Raw genomic sequence first — 20,157 nt, 5'->3', positions numbered from 1 at the left:
CGCAAGATCAGGGCGACTCCAGGACTTGCAGCACAGCGATGGTGCGCTACGTGGTCGTAGGGGTGCTATCGCGTCGAGCGCTGGAACCTCTCACTCGATTGGCGCCGTCAGACCACCTGCTCCAATAGCGTCAGATGCTCTGTAAAGGAAATTGGGGAAAGCCCGATGTGCGGCCGATCGATCCTCTCTCACGGAATCACATGCTCGGCGGGTAGCTGCAACCTGGCCTGTGAACAGGTGAGGAGCGCTGCGGTAATGCCCGCGCCTCCAGTGCCTATTGCTCCGACGGTGCCTCCGAGTACGGCTGCGAGTCCAGCATCCATTACCTGCAGTAGCCAGCAGTGGAGGCAGGGCGGCATCATCAAGAGCCCTTTGAGCTGGAAGGTGCGACAAATCACATCTCCGGCTACGGTGGAAAAGCGCACCGGCCAGCATCACGATTCTCGGCTACGACGCGCTCCCTGTTGAGGTCGAGCGCGCTAAGCCTGGCTGGCGCATGGCGCAGAAGGCCCCGGGGTAACGGCTGTGCACGGCCGTGCGTGATCGGGATCTCCGGGGCGAGCCCATCGGCTCAAGGGAGCCACTCCTTCAGGAGGCAGACCCATGGCAGCACCCACACAGCCTGCGTTCGTTGACTGGACGTCCGCCGACCCCCTGCACGATCGTGCCACCGGCTTCCTGGGGGACGTCAGGGTGGAGCTCGAAGGGGAGCTAGGCAATTCCTTCATCAGCAACGAATACAACGGCTACGGATCGGCCGTGTTCACCCCGCCGCTCCCCCTCAGCGACGCGGTGGAGGTGCGAAGCACTCCCGGCAGCGCATTCCGCCTCACATTTGATCCTCCGGTGCAGGACCCCATCCTCGATATCGCCTCGCTCGCTTCCGACATGAAGTTCACTCACCTCCCGCACGGAGCAACGGTGATCAGGAAGAACGGCGACCCCGACTTCGAGGTGGTGACCGGCGACGACACGGTCAAGGGCCAGCATCATGAGGCCAAAACGATTGACGGCGGGATCCTGGCCACCGACTCCAACGGCACGATCCAAATTTCCGCGAACGCCCCCTGCGAGGAGATCAGGTTCACCCTGACTCCGAACTTCACGGCGAGCGTGCCCGATGGCGTCCTGCTCCAGATAGGCGGACCGATTGCCAAGCCTGCGTTCGTTGACTGGACGTCCGCCGACCCCCTGCACGATCGTGCCACCGGCTTCCTGGGGGACGTCAGGGTGGAGCTCGAAGGGGAGCTAGGCAATTCCTTCATCAGCAACGAATACAACGGCTACGGATCGGCCGTGTTCACCCCGCCGCTCCCCTTCAGCGACGCGGTGGAGGTGCGAAGCACTCCCGGCAGCGCATTCCGCCTCACATTTGATCCTCCGGTGCAGGACCCCATCCTCGATATCGCCTCGCTCGCTTCCGACATGAAGTTCACTCACCTCCCGCACGGAGCAACGGTGATCAGGAAGAACGGCGACCCCGACTTCGAGGTGGTGACCGGCGACGACACGGTCAAGGGCCAGCATCATGAGGCCAAAACGATTGACGGCGGGATCCTGGCCACCGACTCCAACGGCACGATCCAAATTTCCGCGAACGCCCCCTGCGAGGAGATCAGGTTCACCCTGACTCCGAACTTCACGGCGAGCGTGCCCGATGGCGTCCTGCTCCAGATAGGCAGGACGCCGCACTGACGAAGAGGCCAGCCAGCAACGGCCTGCCCCCGCTGGCGGTCGGGCATTCACATCACCGCGTCCGTCAGCGGGCCGGATTCAAGCTCAGGCCGGTGCCGGCGAGACAGCCGTCGGCCACATCAGGGCGGTACGCGTTTCACCGCCCGGGTGATCTGGCCGAGATCGGCCGCTGCAAGGTTTGCCGTGGTGACCAGGGCCAAAATCCCCGGCAGCGCAGACTTGTGGCACATCTGCGAAATCGTTGACTCCAGCGGTTCAGGCGCCATTCCTCCCGGGTGCGTTCGGTGAGGACTTCGAGCGTGGTGCCGACCAGGATGATCAGGAACAGCACATGCAGGGGCGTGATGACGAAGATGTTGGTGAGCCGCGCGCTGTCGCTGACGGGGTGATGTCGCCGTAGCCCGTGGTGGAGAGGGTGACGGTCGCGTAGTAGAAGGCGTCGAGGAGGTCGACCGAGCCGTCGGAGTTGTCGGTGTAGCCGTCACGGTCGGCATAGACGATCAACGCGGTGGCGACCAGCACCAGCAGCGCCATGGCGAGCCGTCTGGCGACCTGGCGGATCGGGCGCTCCACCACCTTCGTCGGGAGTTTCACCCGATGGGTCACCAGGTGTTCGTCCGCCTGGCGGGCGATGGCGTCATGGCCGGGAAGTTTCACGTGAAACAGACTCCGATGCCCGCGGCCGCCCACGGCAGGTCAAGGAGTTCCGTCTCCGTACCCTGCTGTGCTCCGCCCGGCGCCACGACCGCGAGCGCATCGGCGGCGGCGATGCCGCGGAGCATGGCCGGGCCGTTGTAGTGCAGCGGGACCGCGGTGTCGCCCCGCAGGACGACCGGGATGAGCCGGGTGTCGTACGGGTGCCCGTGCGTCGCCTCCGCCAGGGGCAGGGTGTACGGCTCGGGGGCCGGGTGGGCGGCGAGGGTGCGCAGCAGGGGTTCGGCGAGGGTGAGCAGGCCGGAGACGGCTGCGAGGGGGTTGCCGGGGAGGCCGACGAGGTGCTGGTTCTCCTTGGTGCGGGCCAGCAGCATGGGGTGGCCGGGGCGCACCTTGACGCCGTCGACGAGGAGTTCGGCACCGATGCGTTCCAGGGTGGGGTGGATGTGGTCGACCGGGCCGGATGCGGTACCGCCCGTGGTGACCACGAGATCGGCCGGCGACGAGGTGATCGCCTTGTACAGGGCCTTGGCGTCGTCGCCGATCCGGCGGACGGCGGTGACCTCGGCGCCGAGCCCGCGCAGCCAGGGCGGCAGCATCGGGCCGAGCGCGTCCCGGATGAGTCCGTCGTGCGGGAGCCCTTCGGTGAGCAACTCGTCGCCCAGGATCAGGACTTCGACGCGAGGGCGGGGAACGACGGTGACGGTGTCGTATCCGGCGGCCGCGGCGAGACCGAGGACGGCCGGGGTGACCAGGGTGCCGACGGGCAGCAACTGGTCGCCGGTGCGGCACTCCTGGCCGCGCGGGCGGATGTCCTGGCCGTGGACCACCTCGCGGGTGGGGTGCAGTCGGCCCTGGGCGTCGAGACGGCCGTGCTCGCTGCGCAGCACCGCGGTGGTGTCCGCCGGGATCCGGGCGCCGGTGGCGATACGGACCGCCTCGCCGTCGGTGAGCGGCTCGGGCTGCGCGTGCCCGGCCAGCACGCCTTGCTCGCGGACGTCCCAGGGGCCGGGGCCGGCGACCGCCCAGCCGTCCATCGCGGAGGTGTCGAAGGAGGGCAGGTCGGTGAGCGCGTCCAGTGAGGCGGCGAGGGTCAGCCCGAGAGCGTCGCCCAGCGGTACGGAGACGGGGGCGCGGCGGGCTCCCGACCTGGCGGCGGACCGGGCGGCGCGGGCGGCGGTCTCGCGGGCCTGGGGCCAGGGGGTGGCGCGGTGGCGGTGCGCCGAGTGACCGCCGTGCGCGTGCTCACCGTGGGGGGTGGGCGCTGCGGTCGCGTCCTGCCGGGGCTCCCTGGGCTCTCTCACGAGGGCGAGCGCCTCCTCGACGTCGAGATCGTCGTCGGTGTCCGCGGTGGCGGGGGTGCCGGACCGGGTGCCGCGGGCGGTCACCGGCCGGGCCCGGGGGCGGGGTTGCCGGGGCCCGGCTGGTCGGAGCCCGGCCCGTCGGTGGCGGGCTTTCCGGTGCCGGCCTCGGCCTCTTCCGCCCAGCGCAGGGCCAGCGCGGCGGCCTTGTGGGCCGCCTCGGCGACCGCCTCGGGGCCGCCCTTGCCCTGTGCGGCCGCGTAGCCGACGAGGAAGGTGGTCAGCGGGGCGGCAGGGCGGTCCACGCCGTGCGCGGCGTCTCTGGCCAGGTCGAGCAGAAGGCGGATGTCGACGTCCAGGTCGATGCCCAGTTCGTCCTTGACTGCGGAGATCCATTCATCCAACACGTGCCCATGCTCCCTGATGCGTGCCCTGGCGTCGGCGATGTCGTCCCAGGTGTCGCAGTCGAAGGCCGCGAGGGGGTCCGGGACGCGGGTGAGGTTCAGTGCGGCGGTCAGGCGCCGCAGGGGGAGGCCGGTGAGGCCGTTGCCGCTGTCCTCGGCGAGGGCCGAGAGGGCGTGGCGGAGTGCGGTGGTGCGGTAGGCCGCGACGAGGGGCTGGTCCCGGCCGTCGGCGTCGGTGAGCAGGGCACCGTCCGCGGCGGACGAGTGCAGGGCCGCCAACAGGCGCTCCACGGTCGCCTCTTCGAGGAACGGGAGGTCTGCGGAGAGTACGACCGCGCGGTCGGCGGTGGTGTGACGCAGGCCGGCGTCGAGGGCGGCGACCGGGCCGCCGCCCGGGGGGTCCTCGCGGGTCCAGTGGACCGGGCGGGAGGTGGGGCGGGGGGCCGCCACGACGACGGTCCGCCGGGCTCCGGCGCAGGCCGTGAGGACGCGGTCGAGGAGGGGGCGGCCGCCTACCCGGACGGAGGGTTTGTCGGTTCCGCCGAGGCGCCTTGCGGCGCCGCCGGCCAGCACGATCGCGTCGTAGGGCGGGGGGTCGGTGGCGGTCACCTTTCGAGTATGGGGGGCGTTCTGATCACGGGGAACCGACGGGAGGCGTGGGATCTGCAGGGTGTGGTTGCGTGCGCCTGGGAGGCCGGGGGAGCGGCCGTACGCGGGCGCGGGTTGTGTGTGGCTGGTCGCGCAGTTCCTCCCCTCAGCCTTCGGCTGGGGGTACCCCCAGCGCCCCTATAGGTAGGGGCGCTCAAAGTGTCCTGAGAAGGACCGTCGGCTGTTCTACGCAGTCGGCCACGTACCTCAGGAAACCACCCGCTGTGCCGCCGTCGCAGACCCTGTGGTCGAAGGTGAGGGACAGCTGGACGACCTGGCGGACCGCCAGCTCGCCTTCGTGGACCCAGGGTTTCGGGACGATGCGGCCCACGCCGAGCATGGCCGCCTCGGGGTGGTTGATGATCGGGGTGGAGCCGTCGACGCCGAAGACGCCGTAGTTGTTCAGGGTGAAGGTGCCGCCGGTGAGGTCCGTGGGGGTGAGGGTGCCGGCGTGGGCCGACTCGGTCAGGCGGGCGAACTCCGCGGTCAGGGACTCGGCGTCGCGGGCATGGGCGTCGCGGACGACGGGGACGACCAGGCCGCGGTCGGTCTGGGCGGCGAAGCCCAGGTGGACGTGGTCGAGTTGGACGATCTCGCGGGCCTCGACGTCGACGTAGGAGTTCAGCTCGGGATGGCGGGCCAGGGCGGCGGTGCAGATCCGGGCGAGGAGCGCGAGGAGGGAGATCCTCGGGCCCGCCGCCGCGTTCATCGCCGTGCGCGCGCGCATCAGCTCGGTCGCGTCGGCGTCCACCCAGCAGGTCGCATCGGGGATCTCCCGGCGGCTGCGGGAGAGCTTGTCGGCGACCGCGCCCCGGATGCCCTTGAGGGGGGTGCGGATGCCGGAGGGCGCGTTCAGAGGGGTGGGCGGGGTCTTGGGGGCGGCGGCGCGGGCCGCGCTGACCCGCAGGGCGTCCTCGACGTCCGCGCGCAGGATCAGGCCGTCGGGGCCCGAGCCGGACAGCCTGCGCAGGTCCAGGTCGTTGTCCCGGGCGAGGCGGCGGACCAGGGGGGAGATCACCGGGACAGGGCCCTCGGTGAGCGGAGTGGGTGGTGCGGGCATCTGGGCGTGGGGGGCCGCTGCCGCTTCCGCGAGGGCGGCATGCGGCGCCGGTTCCCGGGCGGTGTCCCGGTCGGCCGTGCCGTTGGCCCGCTCCGGGACGGCGTTGCGGACCCTGCGGCGGCGCGCCGGAGGCGTTCCCGTGCCGTATCCCACCAGGACGTTGCCGGAGCCCTCCGGCTCGGGGACGGTGGTCGCCTCGCCGACGGCGACCGTCAGGAGCGGGGCGCCGACGGGCAACTCGGTGCCCTCCTCGCCGAAGCGGGCGGTGACCACACCGCCGTAGGGGCAGGGGACCTCGACCATCGCCTTGGCCGTCTCGACCTCGACGACCGGCTGGTCGATCGCGACGACCTCGCCGACCTGGACCAGCCAGGTCACGATCACCGCCTCGGTGAGCCCCTCCCCGAGGTCGGGCAGTTTGAACTCCAGCACCTGTGCCATCAGCCCTCGGCCTCCCATTGCAGACGCGCCACCGCGTCCAGGATGCGGTCCACGCCGGGCAGGTGGTGGCGCTCCAGCATCGGCGGCGGGTAGGGAATGTCGAACCCGGCCACGCGCAGCACCGGCGCCTCCAGATGGTGGAAGCAGCGCTCGGTCACGCGGGCCGCGATCTCCCCGCCCGGGCCGCCGAACCCGCCCGACTCGTGTACGACGACCGCGCGCCCGGTGCGCCGTACGGAGGCGCAGACCGTCTCGTCGTCGAACGGCACCAGGGAGCGCAGGTCGACGACTTCCAGGTCCCAGCCCTCCGCCTGGGCGGCCTCGGCGGCTTCGAGGCAGACCGGTACGGACGGGCCGTAGGTGATGAGCGTGGCGCTGCGCCCTGTTCGGCGCACCACCGCGCGGCCGATGGGTTCAACGTCCGTCGGGTGCTCGGGGTTCCAGGTGTCCTTGGACCAGTACAGGCGCTTGGGTTCGAGGAAGACGACCGGGTCGTCGGAGGCGATGGACCGGCGCAGCAGCCCGTAGGCGTCGGCGACGGTGGCGGGGGTGACGACGTGCAGGCCCGGAGTGGCCATGTAGTAGGCCTCGGAGGAGTCGCTGTGGTGCTCGACGCCGCCGATGCCGCCGCCGTAGGGGATGCGGACGGTGATCGGGAGGGGCATCCGGCCGCGGGTGCGGTTGCGCATCCGGGAGACGTGGCTGATGAGCTGTTCGAAGGCGGGGTAGGCGAAGGCGTCGAACTGCATCTCCACGACCGGGCGCAGCCCGTACATGGCCATGCCGACGGCGGTGCCGAGGATGCCGGCCTCCGCGAGGGGGGTGTCGGTGCAGCGGGTCTCGCCGAACTCCTTGGCGAGGCCGTCGGTGACCCGGAAGACCCCGCCGAGGGTGCCGACGTCCTCGCCCATGACGTGCACGGCGGGGTCGGCGGCCATGGCGTCCCGCAGCGCGCGGGTGAGGGCCTGCGCCATGGTGGCGGGCTTGACGGCGACGGTCGTCATCGCGGGCCGCCTTCCTGGTCCTGCTGCTCGGCCTCCAGTTCGGCGCGGAGCAGGGCGCGCTGTTCGCGCAGCTGTGTGGTGGTTTCGGCGTACACCTGGTCGAAGAGGTGCATGGGGTCGAGTTCGGGGTCGCGGTTCATGCGCTCGCGGAGGTCGGCGGCCATGGTCTCGGCGTCCTCGCGGGCGCGCCGTACGGTGTCCTCGTCGAGGAGTCCGCGGTCGGTCAGCTCGCGTTCGAGCAGCAGGATCGGGTCGTGGTCGCGCCAGGCGTCGACCTCGGTGTCACCGCGGTAGCGGGTGGCGTCGTCGGCGTTGGTGTGGGCGTCGATCCGGTAGGTGACCGCCTCGACCAGCGTCGGGCCGCCGCCCTCGCGCGCGTGCCGTACGGCGTCGGCGAGGACCTCGTGCACGGCGGCCGCGTCGTTGCCGTCGACCAGGCGGCCCGGCATGCCGTATCCGACGGCCTTGTGGGCCAGTGAGGGCGCCGCGGTCTGCTTGGCGAGCGGGACGGAGATGGCGAAGCCGTTGTTCTGGACCAGGAAGACGACCGGGGCCTGCCAGACGGCGGCGAAGTTCAGGGCCTCGTGGAAGTCGCCCTCGCTGGTGCCGCCGTCGCCGACCATGGCGAGCGCGACCACGTCGTCGCCCTTGAGGCGGGCCGCGTGGGCGAGGCCGACGGCGTGCGGGAGCTGGGTGGCGAGGGGGGTGGAGAGGGGGGCCACGCGGTGGGCGTAGGGGTCGTAACCGGTGTGCCAGTCGCCGCGCAGCAGGGTGAGCGCCTCGACGGGGTCCACGCCGCGGGCGATCACCGCGAGGGTGTCGCGGTAGCTGGGGAAGAGCCAGTCGCGCTCCTCGAGGGCGAGCGCGGCGGCGACCTCGCAGGCCTCCTGGCCCGTGCTGGAGGGGTAGACCGCGAGGCGGCCCTGTTTGGTGAGGGCGGTGGCCTGGGCGTTGTACCTGCGGCCGCGGACGAGCTGGGTGTACAGCCGGCGCAGCAGTTCCGGGTCGGCCTTGGCGGCCGAGTCCGTCCCGAGGACGCGGTACGGGCGCTCGTCGGGCAGCAGCGGTGCGGGGTCCGTCCGGGGCTGCCAGGCGGGCGGCGGCGACGGGCGGTATGCGCCGCGCTGCTCCATGACCGTCATGACGGCACCTCCTTGTGGGGGTGGCTACGGGAGACGGGTCGCCTGTGACCCGTCCCACCTACCGATTGTTCGGTCGTCGGCACATTTTGGCTACAGGCGGCTCCAGGCTGTGGACAAACGGTTCTCCACAACCTGGAATGAACGCAGTACGTCCATGGTAGGGAGGTGGGGGGACATGGCACCTGAACAAATGGCCGAGGGCCCGCAGGACCGCGCGGCACTGCCGCCCGCGCGCCCGCTGGACGCCATTGATCAGGACATCCTGCAGATCCTGCAGGCGGACGGCCGGGCGTCGATACGGTCGGTCGCCGAACGCGTCCATGTCTCCCGCGCCAACGCCTACGCGCGTATCAACCGGCTCGTCGAGGACGGGGTGATCCGCGGTTTCGGCGCCCGTGTGGACCATGAGCGGGCCGGTCAGGGCACCTCGGCGTACATCACGCTGAAGATCGTCCAGAACAGCTGGCGGACCGTGCGCGAGCAGTTGCGGCAGCTGCCCGGCGCCTCCCACATCGCCCTGGTGGGCGGGGACTTCGACGTCCTGCTCCTGGTGCACACGCCCGACAACCGGGCGCTGCGCGAGCTGGTGCTGACCCGCCTCCAGGCCATCCCCGAGGTGCTCAGCACCCGCACCCTGCTGGTGTTCGAGGAGGAGGACCTGGAGCCGGAGGACGGCTGAGCACGGCTGAGGTCAGTGCGCGCGCAGGCCGGAGAAGACCAGCCGGACGACCGCTTCGGAGACCTCGCGCTCGCTCGCGCCGCGGCCGTCGGGGCGGTACCACTCCACGATCGAGTTGACCATGCCGAAGACCAGCCGGGTGGCGAGGCGCACCTCGACGTCACCGCGTATGTCGCCCTCGGCGGCGGCCGCCTTCAGCAGGTCGGCCACCCGGTGGTCGAAGTCCCGGCGCCGCTCCAGCGCCCACCGCTCGGTGCCGGTGTTGCCGCGCACCCGCAGCAGCAGTGTCACGTACGGCAGTTCGGTGATCAGCACCTCGACCATGCGCCGTACGACGTGTTCCAGGCGGTCGGCGGCGGGGCCCACGCGCGCGTGCTCCTCGTCGAGGATCGCGAACAGGCCGTCCAGGGCCCGGCTGACCGCGCGGCGCAGCAGCTCTTCCTTGCCGGCGACGTGGTGGTAGATCGACGACTTGGAGATGCCGGCCGCCTTGGAGAGGTGCTCCATGGAGGTGCCGTCGTAGCCGCGCTCGTTGAAGACCTGGACGGCCACCGAGAGCAGGGTCTCGGGGGTGTAGGTGTCGCGCTTGGCGGTGGTCATGAGGCGCCCTCCCGCTTCTCGGTGGCGTAGGCGTGCCGGTAGAGCGCGAGGGAGGGGGCGTAGCGGCCGCTCGGATCGCGCAGGTGCAGGTCGTCGAGGAGGTCGTAGGCGAAGTCCCGGCCGAGGCGGCGGCTCCACTCGAAGGGGCCGAGCGGGTAGTTGACGCCCAGGCGCATCGCGGTGTCGATGTCCTCCTCGGTGGCGACGCCCTTGGCGACGGCGTCGTGCGCCAGGTCGACGATCCGGGCTACCGTGCGCGCGACGATCATGCCGGGGACGTCGCCGATGACACTGACCTGCTTGCCGAGCGCCTGGAAGAGGCCGATCGCCTCGCCGAGGGTCTGGGGCAGGGTGTCGTGGCCCGCGGACAGGGCGATGCGGGTGGCTCGGCGGTAGTCGAGGGCGAGGTCGAAGTAGACGACGTCCCGGAACTCCACCGAGGTCTGGCCGTCGGCGAGGACCAGCTGGCCACCGCTGGGCAGGACGAGTCGGGTGCCGTGGTCCTCGCCCTCCTCGCGGACCTGGATGCCGGCCTCGCGGATCATCGCGAGCAGTTCGGCCGCGGGGCCCAGGCTGCCCTCGGCGACGACGTAGGCGGGCCGGTCGGCGGGCTCGGCGGTGTGCGGCTCCGCGGGCTCGGCGTCGTCCGCGTAGTCGTACCAGCCGTGCCCGGTCTTGCGGCCGAGCCGGCCGGACTCGACCAGCCGGCGCTGGGCCAGGGAGGGCGCGAAGCGGACGTCCTGGAAGAACGCCTGCCACACCGAGTGCGTGACGGACTCGTTGACGTCCTGGCCGATCAGGTCGGTCAGTTCGAAGGCGCCCATCTTGAAGCCGCCGCACTCGCGCAGCACCGCGTCGATGGTGGCCGGGTCGGCGGCCTGCGCCTCGTAGACCGCGAACGCCTCGGCGTAGAAGGGCCGCGCGATGCGGTTGACGATGAAGCCCGGGGTGTCCGCGCAGGCGACCGGCGTCTTGCCCCACGAGCGGGCGGTCTCGTACGCGCGCGTGGCCGACGTGACGTCGGTGGCGAACCCGGAGACGACCTCCACCAGCGGCAGCAGCGGGGCCGGGTTGAAGAAGTGCAGGCCGACCAGGCGGGAGGCGTTGCGCAGGGCGCCGCCGATGGCCGTCACCGACAGGGAGGAGGTGTTGGTGGCGAGCAGACAGTCCTCACCGACGATGTCCTCCAGGGCCCGGAACAGCTCCTGCTTGGCCTCCAGCCGCTCCAGGACGGCTTCCAGGACCAGCGTGCAGTCGGCGAACTCGGTGAGCTCGCCGGCGGGCAGCAGCCGGGCGCGGGCGGCGTCCCGGGCGGCGGCCGTCATCCGGTCCTTCTCGACGAGCCGGTCGAGGCGGGCGACGATCGCCGCGGCCGCCTCCCCGGCCCGCCCGGGGACGGTGTCGTACAGCCGGACGGGATGGCCCGCGACGAGTGCGACCTGGGCGATGCCCTGGCCCATGGTGCCGGTGCCGACGACTCCCACGGTGCTGCTGAGGTCGAGTGCTGTCATGTGCGCGATCCTCCCGCACGGGGTTTTCCACAGATGCGGCAGGCCCCCTTGTCCCGACCGATCGTTCGGTTACTCTAACTCTGTCCGGCCGTTTCCGCCCAGGTCATGAGCTTCAAGGGGAAGCTCATCAGACGAGGAGTTGGTCCCGCATGACCGCCGAACTCACCGCGCACGAGCTGATCGTCAAGCACCGGCCCACGCTTGACCAGGCGCTGGAGGCGATCCGCACGCGCGCGTACTGGTCCCCCCACCCCGAGCACCCCAAGGCCTACGGCGAGCACGGCAGCCTGGACGCGGCGGCGGGCAAGGCCGCCTTCGACGCCCTCCTCGGCAACCGCATCGACCTCGGCCAGCCCGGCACCGACGACTGGACCGGCGGCGAGGTCTCCCCGTACGGCATCGAGCTGGGCGTGACCTACCCGCATGCCGACGTCGACACACTGCTGCCGGCCATGCGGGCCGGGCAGCGCGCGTGGCGTGACGCGGGCGCGGAGGCGCGTGCGGTGGTGTGTCTGGAGATCCTCAAGCGGATCAGCGACCGGACGCACGAGTTCGCGCACGCGGTCATGCACACCAGCGGCCAGGCCTTCATGATGGCGTTCCAGGCGGGCGGCCCGCACGCCCAGGACCGCGGCCTGGAAGCGGTGGCCTACGCCTACGCGGAGCAGGTCCGCACCCCCGACACGGCCGAGTGGACCAAGCCGCAGGGCAAGCGCGACCCGCTCGCGCTGACGAAGACGTTCAAGCCGGTCCCGCGCGGCATCGCGCTGGTCATCGGCTGCAACACGTTCCCGACGTGGAACGGCTACCCGGGCCTGTTCGCCTCCCTCGCCACCGGCAACGCGGTCCTGGTGAAGCCGCACCCGCGCGCGGTGCTCCCGCTGGCCCTCACCGTCCAGGTCGCCCGCCAGGTCCTCGCCGAGGCCGGCTTCGACCCGAACCTGGTGGCACTGGCGACGGAACACCCCGGCGAGGGCATCGCCAAGACGCTCGCGACCCGTCCCGAAATCAAGATCATCGACTACACCGGCTCGACCGCCTTCGGCGACTGGCTGGAGGCCAACGCCCGGCAGGCCCAGGTGTACACCGAGAAGGCCGGTGTCAACACGGTCCTGGTCGAGTCGACCGACAACTACAAGGGGATGCTCTCCAACCTGGCCTTCTCGCTCTCCCTCTACAGCGGCCAGATGTGCACCACCCCGCAGAACCTGCTGATCCCCCGCGACGGCATCCGCACCGACGAAGGCCCGCGGACGTACGACGAGGTGGTCGCCGACATCGCCCGCGCGGTCGACGGCCTGCTCGGCGACGACGCCCGGGCCAACGCGCTGCTCGGCGCCATCGTCAACCCCGACGTCAAGGCCCGTCTTGAGGCCGCCGCCGGGCTCGGCGAGGTCGCCCTCGCCTCCCGCGAGATCGCCAACCCGGAGTTCCCGGGCGCGGTCGTGCGCACGCCGGTGATCGTGAAGCTGGACGGCGCCAAGCCGGACGACGAGGCCGCCTACACGAGCGAGTGCTTCGGCCCGGTGTCCTTCGCCGTCGCCGTCGACTCGGCCGCCGACGCCGTGGAGCTGCTGCGGCGGACGGTCCGCGACAAGGGCGCGATGACGGTCGGCGCGTACACGGTCGACGCCGACGTGGAGCGCGCGGTGGAGGAGGTCTGCCTGGAGGAGGCGGCCCAGCTGTCGCTGAACCTGGTGGGCGGGGTGTACGTCAACCAGACCGCCGCCTTCTCCGACTTCCACGGCTCGGGCGGCAACCCGGCGGCGAACGCGGCGCTGTGCGACGGGGCGTTCGTGGCGAACCGGTTCCGGGTGATCGAGGTGCGCAGGGAGGCGTAGCGCGCGGGGCGCGCGAGCGGCCGACGTTTCCGGTGGGCATCGGTTCCTGTCCAGGCCGTCACCAGTTCGTCGGTCTCCGCCGTCTCTTCGGCCGCCGCAACGGCGCTCCGCCACGACGGCGTTGACCGGCGGTGCCGAACCGGGCGGCACCCGCCGTTGCGGCGGACGGTCGTTGGGCGGGTGCGGCACCGTTGTGGCTGGTCGCGCAGTTCCTCCTCCAGCCCTTCGGCCGGGGGTACCCCCAGCGCCCCTTTCGGGGCGCTCCGGTCCCGCCTCCTACAAAGCACTCCAGTGGTACAAGGTCATCGCCACGCTCGTCGCCAGGTTGTAGCTGCTCACCTGGGGGCGCATCGGCAAGCGTAGGAGATGGTCGGCACGTGTGCGTAGCTCCCCCGACAACCCGGTCCGCTCGGAGCCGAAGGCGAGGATCGCGTCGTCGGGGAGTTTCACCGCTCTGATGTCCTCGCCCTCCGGGTCGAGCGCGTACAGCGGGCCCTTCGGCAGTTCGGCCACCGTCAGCCGTTCCACCGCCGTGGCGAAGTGGAGGCCCGCGCCGCCGCGGACCACCGTCGGGTGCCAGGGGTCGAGGGTGCCGGTCGTGATGACGCCGGTCACCCCGAAGCCCGCCGCGAGGCGGATCACCGCGCCCGCGTTGCCCAGGTTGCGCGGCTCGTCGAGGACCACGATCGGGGCCGTGCGCGGGACGCAGGCCAGCTCGCGCAGGTTCGCCTCGCGGGGCGGCCGTACGGCCAGGGCGGCCACGGCCGTGGGGTGCGGGCGCGGGACCAGGGACGCGTACGTCTGCGCGGGCACCTCCGTCAGCAACGCGGCCAGCGCCTCCCGCACGTCCGGTGCCAGCTCCTCGGCCAGGGCCAGCGCCGCCGCCCGGTCCGCCGTGACCGCCACCGGCACCTCCGCGCCGAAGCGCAGCGCGTGCTTGAGGGCGTGGAAGCCGTCGAGGAGGACGGCCGAGCCGGCCAGCCGCGCCCAGTGGTCGAGGGGGTCCGTCATGCCCCGAAGCCTACGCGGGGCTGTTCGTCGGGCTCCGGCGAGCGCTGCGCGGGCAGCTCCGGGGCGGTCCGGTGGGAAACCCGGTCGCGCGCTCGTGCCGCCCAGCCGCCGACCCGGTGCAGGAAGGGGGCCGGCAGGAAGACGGAGTCCGCCGCGATCATGGCCAGCGAGAAGAAGGGCAGCCCGAGGACCACCGCGATCACCGCGTGCTCGGTCATCATCACGGCCAGCAGCACGTTCTTGACCCGCCGGTTGAACAGCGTGAACGGGAAGGCGACCTGCACGATGACCGTCCCGTAGGTCACCAGCATCACCATCGTGCCGTTGGCGGACAGCAGGTCGGCGAGGGCCGGCCAGGGCGAGAAGTAGTCCAGGTGGAGCGGGTAGTAGACGGCGGTGCCGTCCTGCCAGCGGGAGCCCTGGATCTTGTACCAGCCGGCGGTGGCATAGATCAGGCAGGCCTCGGCCATGATCACGAACAGGGCGCCGTTGTGCAGGATGTTCGCGACGACGTCGAGCAGGATCCGGGGCTCGGACGTGCGCCCGCGACGGCCGGCCGCCCACCACAGGGCGGTGCCCGCCCAGGTCGCCCACAGCACGGCCGGGACCAGCCAGCCACCGCCGGTGCGGCCGGTGAGGGCCGCCGCGAGCAGGACCAGACCCGACGCCGCCCACAGGGCGGGACCCGCCAGGTCGGGGGCCACGCGCAGGCCCCGCGCGCGTGCGGCGCTCGCGCGGGCCGCCCGGCGGGCGTCCAGGGACCACACCTGGCCGCAGCGCGTGAACACCAGGTAGAAGGACATCAGGTGCAGCACGTTGTCGCCGCCGTCGCCCACGAAGACGCTGCGGTTCTGCAGGGACAGCACACCGATCATGAAGAACAGCGAGGTGGCCCGGGTCCGCCAGCCCACCAGCAGCAGCGCGCTGGAGACGACGGCGAGGAAGTAGAAGACCTCGAAGAAGACCTGGCTGTCGGAGGCCAGCAGCGCCGTGAAGGCGTGGTTGTCGGCGGTCAGCTGCTGTGCGAGGTCGAAGCTCCAGGTGGCATGGGGGCCGTACAGCTCCTGGCGGTGCGGGTACTCACGCAGCAGGAACAGCAACCAGGTGGTGGCGAAGCCGATGCGGACGACGGCCGTCTGGTACGGGCCGAGCGCCGCCTCGGTGACCCGGGCGATGGCACGGGACAGGCACAGGGCGAGACGGTTCACCGCACACCGCCGATCGCTTCGTCCTTCGTGACCGTCCACCAGGGCAGCACCCGGTAGACGGGTGTGTCGGAGACCTTCTCGCCGCTCCAGTCCGGCGGGGGCACGTTGGTGGTACTGGAGCGCACTTGCACGCGTTCGATGGTGCCCTTCCGGCTCGTGGCGTCCCCCTTGTACATGCGCATCACGACGATCCGCCGCAGGTACTGCTCGGACAGGGAGCCGCGCAGGCCGATCGGCCGGTTGTCGGTGCCGTGCGTGGAGGTGAAGAAGTCCCAGGCCCGGCGCAGCTCGTTCTGCACGGTGTGGCTGGGCACCAGGCTGCCGTCGATGGCCCTGCCGTCCTGTGCGGACAGGTCGTTCCAGCCGGTGGTGCTCGTGGTGCCGTCCGGCATCAGCACATCGGCGCGCACCTGCACGGCGACGTTCTGCTGCAGCGGGTTCGGCGCGAAGAGCTTCCAGTTCTGTTCGAACTCCGGGTACACCCAGTCCTCGATCGCCTTGCCGTGCTGCTTGGTCACCGTGTTCGCCGGTGCCACGCTCAGGAACACCATCCCGAGGTGCACGCACGCGGCGACCGCGACCAGGGCGAGGGCGAGGGCCGCACCGACCTGGTAGCGGGGGGAGAGGGCGGCGACGCCGGTACGGGGGAGGGTGGGGGACTCCGCCGGTGCGGCCGGTGGGCCGGGTGGCGGCTGTTCCGGAGGGGCCGGACGGGCCGGTGAGGCGGGCTCCGGCTCCGCACGCGTCCCGCTCGGGGCGTCCGGCCCGTGCCGGGCGTCCACGCCCTCGTCGTACGCGTCGTCCATGCCGCCCCGTTCCCCGATTCCGCCGCGTCGTCCGGGCGGCCGCCGATCCGGCACCGCCCGGTGTGCCGCTGCCCGGCACTCGCACGGAACGGTACTCAGCACCGGCCACCGGGCGCAGCCCCGGGGACGAGGCCGCCGGCGTGGCCATCACCACTCCGGGCAGGGCCGTCGGCCCTTCCGGTCCGGGGCGCCAGAGCCCGACGTCCGAGATCGCCGCAGGTCATACGGCGTACGAGCGCGTCCACCGACCGCACTTCCGCGAGTTTTCCACAGGTCGCGGCCGAGGTTTTCCACAGGGGTTGATCGTCGGTACGAGCACGGCGACCATGGGATTGGCCGGAACCGAACGATCGGGCGGGGCACGGCCCGGCCGGGCTGTGCCCCGCCGGGGTCAGGCGTTCGCGATCCTGGCGTCGAGCATGCGGCGGACGGCGTCCGAGCGTTCCAGAAGGGTTTTGCGGACCACGGGAACCGCTTCCCGGGCCGCCTGACGGACCTTCTCGATGTATTCGGCATCGACGGCGTACGACGGGAAGAGGTGGGAGGTGTAGGTCATCGCCGGGATCATGCCGCCCTGGTGCAGTTCGGGGATCAGGTCCAGGTAGCGCTCGGCGTAGGGGGCGAGCTGGGTGTCCTGGCCGGGGCGCCAGAAGGCGGCCGCGACCGCGGAGACCGACGCGACGGGCACCTCGCGGTCCACGGTCAGCCGCTGCCAGACCTCGGCCTTCGCGGCCGGATCGGGGAGGGCGGCGCGGACGGTGAGGGCGCGGACCCAGGCGTCGGGGTCGGCGTCGCGTTCGAGCAGCGCGGCGGACTCGGCGGTGACGTCGCCGCCGAGTTCGGCCTCGCGGACGAGGGCGCGCCAGCGCAGGTCGACGTCGTCGCCGACCTGCTCGCGGAGCCAGGCCAGGTCTTCGGCGCCGGTCGCGGTGCGGGCGAGGCCGCGCAGGGCGACCTGGCGGCGGCCCGGGTCGGCGGCGAGCCGCCGGCACACCGCGGCCACGGCCTCGGTCAGCGCGGGGCGTTCGGCGGGCGGGGCCCAGAGCTCGGCGATGTTGGTCACGAGCGTGAGGTAGGGCTCGATCACGGCGTCGGACGTCTCTGCCGCGAGAACCGCGGTGAGGCAGTGGCCGGCCTCGGCCGCCGTGGCCTCGCCGGCCGTGAGCATGTCCCAGACGGTGGCGGCGGCCACGCCCCGCGAGATCGCCGTGGGCAGCTGGGCCGCGGCGCGGAAGAGGGTGTCCCGGGCGGTGGGGTCCGGGCGCGTGGTGGCGAAGGTGAGGTCATCGTCGTTGACCAGGAGGAGGTCGGACGTGGCGGGAAGGCCGGTGACCGGGGTGCGGGCCTCGGTGACCTCGACGCGGACCAGCGCGGTGCGTTCCAGGGCGTCGCCGGCGCGGTCGTACGCGCCGACCGCGAGGACCTGGGGGCGCGGGTTGCCGTCGGCGAGCAGAGCGAGGGTGTCGCCGTCGTGCTCCAGGGTGAAGCGGTCGGTGCCGGCGGTCTCCAGCCAGGCCTTGCGCCAGCCGGTCAGGTCGCGGCCGCCGGCCTCGGCGAGGGCGTCGATCAGGTCCTGGAGGGTGGTGGTGCCCCAGGCGTGGCGGGCGAAGTAGGCGGCCATGCCGGTGCGGAAGCGGTCCTCGCCGACGTAGGTCATCAGCTGGTGCAGGACGGAGGCGCCCTTGGGGTAGGTGATGTTGTCGAAGATCGACGCGGCCTGGGCGACGTCGTGGATGGGCTGGTGGATCGGGTGCGAGACCGGGCCCTGGTCGGAGAGGTACGCCCTGACCTTGCCGCTGAGGAGATGGCCGGCCCAGGCGTCGGTGTAGCGGGTGGCGCCCTCAGCGGCCCAGTGGCAGGCGAACTCGGCGAAGGCCTCGTTCAGCCAGAGGTCGTCCCACCAGCGCATGGTGACGATGTTGCCGAACCACATGTGCGCCATCTCGTGCAGCAGCACCACCGCGAGCAGCTCGCGCTCGGCGGGCGTCGGCTCGGCCCGCCGCAGGAAGGCGTCAGACCACGTCACACAGCCGTAGTTCTCCATCGCGCCGCCGAACTCGGGCATGAAGACCTGGTCGTACGTGCGCTGCGGGAAGGGCATCGCGAAGGCCTCGGCGTAGAAGGCGAGGCCCTGCCGGGTGAGGGTGAAGATTTCGTCGGCGTCGCGTTCCAGGACCTCGGCGAGCGAACGGCGCGCGTAGATGCCGAGGTCGTGGCCGTCGGCCTCGCGGCGGATCCCGTGGAAGGGGCCGGCGTTGACGACGGTGTTGTACACGGACAGCGGCGGGGTGTCCGGGAAGCTCCAGCGGCGGGCCGCGCCCTGCTCCTCGATCCGCGGGTCACCGGAGTTGCTGAGGACGGTCCAGGCGGCCGGGGCCGTGACGGTGAAGGCGTGCGGGGCCTTGAGATCGGGCTGGTCGAAGCAGGCCCAGACGAACCGGGCCTCGTCGGGTTCGAAGCTCGTCCAGACGTACACCTCGCCGTCGGCGGGGTCGGTGGCCTTGTGCACGCCCTCCCCGGCCGCGGTGTCGGCCTGGACGCTCTCGACGCGCAGCACGTTGTGCGCGGCCAGACCGGGCAGCGGGATCCGGCCGTCGCCGGAGGGGGTGAGGGGGGTGCCGTTCAGGGTGGCGGCGCGGACCTCGGCCGCGCAGTCGACGAAGGTCTCCGCGCCCGGCTCGGAGCAGGTGAAGGTGACCGTGGAGACGCAGCGGACCTCCGGCCCGCCGGGCAGGGCGGTGAGGTCGATGTCTATGTCGTACCGCTCGACCGTGACCAGTGCGGCCCGGTGCTCGGCCTCGGTGCGGGTCAGGCTTCGGATCCCCATGTGTCCTCCCTCGTGTGTCCGGCCCCCGTCGGCGGACAGCGGCCGTCAGCCTATGACGGGAGGAGCTGGTGATCGCAGGGGTTTTGGGTTCCCTTCTTCTAGAACCTGTTCTATCTTGACGGACCGTCAGATCAGCGGGGACCCGCCGGGAGGACAGGACCGTGGACTTCACCTTCACCGAGGAGCAGTTGGCGGCGGCCGAAGCGGCGCGCGGGGTGTTCGCCGGGGTGGCGCCGGACGCGGTGCCGAGCCCGGCGCTGACCACCGGCGCCGTGGCCGAGGGCTTCGACCGGGAGCTGTGGGACAGGCTGGCGGGCGCGGATCTGCTGAGCCTGCTGCTGGGCGAGGAGTACGGCGGCGCCGGTCTGGACGCCATCGCGCTCTGCCTGGTGCTTCGGGAGTCGGCGAAGGTGCTGGCCCGGGTGCCGCTGCTGGAGCACGGCGCGGCCCTGGCGGCCCTACAGACGTATGGAACGGCGGAGCTCCTGGACCGGCTGGCGGCGCGGGCGGGGCGGGGCGAGCTGGTGCTGACCGTCGCCGCGAGCGGGCGCACCGGGCACGACCCGGCCGAGCTGGCGGTGACCGCGCGGCGGGACGGTGACACCTGGGTGCTCGACGGGGTGCAGACGGCGGTGCCGTGGGCGTACGACGCCGATCTCGTCGTCGTACCGGCGCGCACCGAGACGGACCGGAGCGTGCTGGCGCTGGTGGCGCCGGACGGCGAGGGGGGCGCGTCCGGCGTCTCCGCCGGGGTCACGGTCGCCGAGCAGGTGTCGACCAGCGGCGAACGGCTCGGGGAGCTGCGCCTGGAGTCGGCTCGGGTCGCGGACCGGGACGTGGTGGTGGCGGAGGGGGCCTGGGAGTGGCTGCGGGAACTGCTGGTGACCGGGACGTGTGCGCTGGCGCTCGGGATGGGTGAGCGGGTGCTGCGGATGACCGGCGAGTACGCCGGGAAGCGGGAGCAGTTCGGGCATCCCATCGCCACGTTCCAGGCGGTGGCCGTACAGGCCGCCGACCGGTACATCGACCTGCGGGCCATGGAGGCGACGCTCTGGCAGGCGGCGTGGCGGATCGCGTCGGGGGCGGCCGGGGCGCTGCCGGCGGCCGGAGACGTGGCGGTGGCGAAGATCTGGGCGGCCGAGGGGGTGCGGCGGGTGGTGCAGACCGCGCAGCATCTGCACGGGGGGTTCGGGGCCGACACGGAGTATGTGCTGCACCGGTACCACGCGTGGGCGAAGCAGATCGAGCTGGCGCTCGGGGGGGCCGGGGCGCATGAGGAGGCGTTGGGGGATTTGCTGGCTGCGCATCCACTGGGGTAGGGGATG

15 protein-coding genes and 2 pseudogenes are annotated in these 20,157 nt (G+C 72.0%); 4 read left to right on the top strand and 13 right to left on the bottom strand.

Going from position 1 to position 20,157, the window contains the following annotated elements; translation table 11 throughout:
* The first annotated feature begins 603 nt into the window (after positions 1-603).
* Positions 604-1,695 (top strand): hypothetical protein, encoded by a 1,092-nt coding sequence (locus tag ACZ4UV_RS26275; protein ID WP_467841079.1) that lies wholly within the window; start codon positions 604-606, stop codon positions 1,693-1,695.
* Positions 1,696-1,759: 64 nt separating this feature from the next.
* Here the strand turns inward: ACZ4UV_RS26275 and ACZ4UV_RS26270 are convergent.
* From ACZ4UV_RS26270 to pdhA, 7 genes and pseudogenes are all read right to left on the bottom strand, one after another.
* Positions 1,760-1,901: pseudogene (locus ACZ4UV_RS26270) on the bottom strand (IS630 family transposase); the annotation flags it as partial.
* 26 nt (positions 1,902-1,927) lie between these two features.
* Positions 1,928-2,352: pseudogene (locus ACZ4UV_RS26265) on the bottom strand (potassium channel family protein); the annotation flags it as partial.
* Entirely contained in the window at positions 2,349-3,737 is a 1,389-nt protein-coding gene (locus ACZ4UV_RS26260; protein ID WP_451023004.1) for a molybdopterin molybdotransferase MoeA, read from the bottom strand. The pseudogene ACZ4UV_RS26265 and the gene ACZ4UV_RS26260, both read right to left, overlap by 4 nt.
* A complete protein-coding gene (locus ACZ4UV_RS26255; protein WP_451023003.1) occupies positions 3,734-4,663 on the bottom strand; it encodes an NTP transferase domain-containing protein in 930 nt (309 codons plus the stop codon). Before ACZ4UV_RS26255 ends, ACZ4UV_RS26260 begins: the two co-directional genes overlap by 4 nt.
* Before the next feature lie 193 nt (positions 4,664-4,856).
* Positions 4,857-6,203, bottom strand: coding sequence for a dihydrolipoamide acetyltransferase family protein (locus ACZ4UV_RS26250; RefSeq protein ID WP_467841076.1), 1,347 nt, complete (start codon positions 6,201-6,203; stop codon positions 4,857-4,859).
* Positions 6,203-7,207, bottom strand: a complete 1,005-nt coding sequence (locus ACZ4UV_RS26245; protein WP_294004403.1) for an alpha-ketoacid dehydrogenase subunit beta — start codon at positions 7,205-7,207, stop codon at positions 6,203-6,205. The genes ACZ4UV_RS26250 and ACZ4UV_RS26245 overlap by 1 nt, the downstream gene beginning before the upstream one ends.
* A complete protein-coding gene (gene pdhA, locus ACZ4UV_RS26240) occupies positions 7,204-8,349 on the bottom strand; it encodes a pyruvate dehydrogenase (acetyl-transferring) E1 component subunit alpha (RefSeq protein ID WP_390045571.1) in 1,146 nt (381 codons plus the stop codon). The genes ACZ4UV_RS26245 and pdhA overlap by 4 nt, the downstream gene beginning before the upstream one ends.
* Positions 8,350-8,524: 175 nt before the next feature.
* Here pdhA and ACZ4UV_RS26235 point away from each other — a divergent pair, with 175 nt between their 5' ends.
* Complete coding sequence (locus ACZ4UV_RS26235; RefSeq protein ID WP_390045569.1) at positions 8,525-9,028, top strand: Lrp/AsnC family transcriptional regulator; 504 nt, start codon at positions 8,525-8,527, stop codon at positions 9,026-9,028.
* A 12-nt stretch (positions 9,029-9,040) separates the two neighbouring features.
* Here ACZ4UV_RS26235 and ACZ4UV_RS26230 read toward each other — a convergent pair whose 3' ends face one another.
* Both ACZ4UV_RS26230 and ACZ4UV_RS26225 read right to left on the bottom strand, forming a co-directional pair.
* Entirely contained in the window at positions 9,041-9,628 is a 588-nt protein-coding gene (locus tag ACZ4UV_RS26230) for a TetR/AcrR family transcriptional regulator (protein ID WP_390045567.1), read from the bottom strand.
* The gene (locus ACZ4UV_RS26225) at positions 9,625-11,139 is read right to left on the bottom strand and encodes a 3-hydroxyacyl-CoA dehydrogenase (protein WP_390045565.1); all 1,515 of its coding nucleotides are present in this window, start codon (positions 11,137-11,139) and stop codon (positions 9,625-9,627) included. Before ACZ4UV_RS26225 ends, ACZ4UV_RS26230 begins: the two co-directional genes overlap by 4 nt.
* Positions 11,140-11,288: 149 nt before the next feature.
* On the opposite strand from ACZ4UV_RS26225, the gene paaN reads away from it, so the two are divergent.
* Positions 11,289-12,980 carry a phenylacetic acid degradation protein PaaN gene (paaN, locus tag ACZ4UV_RS26220; protein WP_467841070.1) on the top strand — a complete coding sequence of 564 codons (1,692 nt, stop codon included), beginning with the start codon at positions 11,289-11,291 and terminating at the stop codon, positions 12,978-12,980.
* A 276-nt stretch (positions 12,981-13,256) separates the two neighbouring features.
* Here the strand turns inward: paaN and ACZ4UV_RS26215 are convergent, their stop codons facing one another.
* From ACZ4UV_RS26215 to pepN, 4 genes are all read right to left on the bottom strand, one after another.
* On the bottom strand, positions 13,257-13,991 hold the full coding sequence (locus ACZ4UV_RS26215; protein WP_451019211.1) for a TrmH family RNA methyltransferase: 735 nt from the start codon (positions 13,989-13,991) through the stop codon (positions 13,257-13,259).
* On the bottom strand, positions 13,988-15,199 hold the full coding sequence (locus ACZ4UV_RS26210) for an HTTM domain-containing protein (RefSeq protein ID WP_467841067.1): 1,212 nt from the start codon (positions 15,197-15,199) through the stop codon (positions 13,988-13,990). Before ACZ4UV_RS26210 ends, ACZ4UV_RS26215 begins: the two co-directional genes overlap by 4 nt.
* The gene (locus ACZ4UV_RS26205; protein ID WP_467841065.1) at positions 15,196-16,005 is read right to left on the bottom strand and encodes a DUF5819 family protein; all 810 of its coding nucleotides are present in this window, start codon (positions 16,003-16,005) and stop codon (positions 15,196-15,198) included. The genes ACZ4UV_RS26210 and ACZ4UV_RS26205 overlap by 4 nt, the downstream gene beginning before the upstream one ends.
* Positions 16,006-16,396: 391 nt before the next feature.
* Entirely contained in the window at positions 16,397-18,832 is a 2,436-nt protein-coding gene (gene pepN, locus ACZ4UV_RS26200) for an aminopeptidase N (protein ID WP_451019213.1), read from the bottom strand.
* A 161-nt stretch (positions 18,833-18,993) separates the two neighbouring features.
* On the opposite strand from pepN, the gene ACZ4UV_RS26195 reads away from it, so the two are divergent.
* The gene (locus tag ACZ4UV_RS26195; RefSeq protein WP_467841061.1) at positions 18,994-20,151 is read left to right on the top strand and encodes an acyl-CoA dehydrogenase family protein; all 1,158 of its coding nucleotides are present in this window, start codon (positions 18,994-18,996) and stop codon (positions 20,149-20,151) included.
* Positions 20,152-20,157: the final 6 nt, after the last annotated feature.

Source organism: Streptomyces sp. NPDC028289, assembly GCF_055565975.1.
The sequence above is the reverse complement of the archived record's forward strand: the minus strand, read 5'-3'. Positions and strand labels throughout refer to the sequence as shown.

Coding starts and splice junctions, on each gene's coding strand:
- paaN (WP_467841070.1), top strand. CDS start 11,289: ATGACCGCCGAACTCACCGCGCACGAGCTGATCGTCAAGCACCGGCCC.
- ACZ4UV_RS26215 (WP_451019211.1), bottom strand. CDS start 13,991: ATGACGGACCCCCTCGACCACTGGGCGCGGCTGGCCGGCTCGGCCGTC.
- pdhA (WP_390045571.1), bottom strand. CDS start 8,349: ATGACGGTCATGGAGCAGCGCGGCGCATACCGCCCGTCGCCGCCGCCC.
- ACZ4UV_RS26235 (WP_390045569.1), top strand. CDS start 8,525: ATGGCACCTGAACAAATGGCCGAGGGCCCGCAGGACCGCGCGGCACTG.
- ACZ4UV_RS26250 (WP_467841076.1), bottom strand. CDS start 6,203: ATGGCACAGGTGCTGGAGTTCAAACTGCCCGACCTCGGGGAGGGGCTC.
- pepN (WP_451019213.1), bottom strand. CDS start 18,832: ATGGGGATCCGAAGCCTGACCCGCACCGAGGCCGAGCACCGGGCCGCA.
- ACZ4UV_RS26245 (WP_294004403.1), bottom strand. CDS start 7,207: ATGACGACCGTCGCCGTCAAGCCCGCCACCATGGCGCAGGCCCTCACC.
- ACZ4UV_RS26275 (WP_467841079.1), top strand. CDS start 604: ATGGCAGCACCCACACAGCCTGCGTTCGTTGACTGGACGTCCGCCGAC.
- ACZ4UV_RS26225 (WP_390045565.1), bottom strand. CDS start 11,139: ATGACAGCACTCGACCTCAGCAGCACCGTGGGAGTCGTCGGCACCGGC.
- ACZ4UV_RS26230 (WP_390045567.1), bottom strand. CDS start 9,628: ATGACCACCGCCAAGCGCGACACCTACACCCCCGAGACCCTGCTCTCG.
- ACZ4UV_RS26205 (WP_467841065.1), bottom strand. CDS start 16,005: ATGGACGACGCGTACGACGAGGGCGTGGACGCCCGGCACGGGCCGGAC.